Origin of the sequence: Arcobacter sp. AHV-9/2010 (assembly GCF_004116575.1) — a bacterium.
Lineage (GTDB): Bacteria > Campylobacterota > Campylobacteria > Campylobacterales > Arcobacteraceae > Aliarcobacter > Aliarcobacter skirrowii.
The window spans coordinates 1-482 of sequence record NZ_PDKH01000023.1 but is presented as its reverse complement, the minus strand read 5'-3'; the positions used below and the strand labels follow the sequence as shown (position 1 = coordinate 482).

Sequence of the window (482 nt, the reverse complement as noted above, 5' to 3'; positions counted from 1 at the left end):
AGTTTCAGCAGATACATTAGCAAATATTTTTCAGCATAAGAAATATGTAGTACCCTTTATCAATGGGAATCAAATTAATGATTATGGGACAACAACTGGTAAAGTTCCGGCATTACACCGTCCTTTGACTCTATTTGATTTTTATAAGGGAACAATAAAACATCAGGCAACATTTATTCGTCGGGATTTATTTGATAAATATGGTTTATATGATGAGAATCTGAAAATTATCTCGGATTGGAAGTTTTTTCTGCAAGTGATCGGATTACACAATGAGCAACCTGTTTTTGTTGATGAAGATATTGCTATTTTCGAATGGTATGGTATGAGCACTAATATCGAATTGATAAAGAAACATCAGGAAGAGCGGCTGAAAGTATTCGATGAATGCATTCCTACATCTATATTAAATGACTATAAAAGACTTGATGAATTGAATGATTCTGCCTATTTAGTAGATGCAATACAAAAAAGTAGAATGC

General features: G+C 32.4%; 1 protein-coding gene. It reads left to right on the top strand.

The window, feature by feature from the left end:
- The coding region (locus CRU94_RS09655) for a hypothetical protein (RefSeq protein WP_258237452.1) at positions 1-482 on the top strand (482 nt) is incomplete at both ends.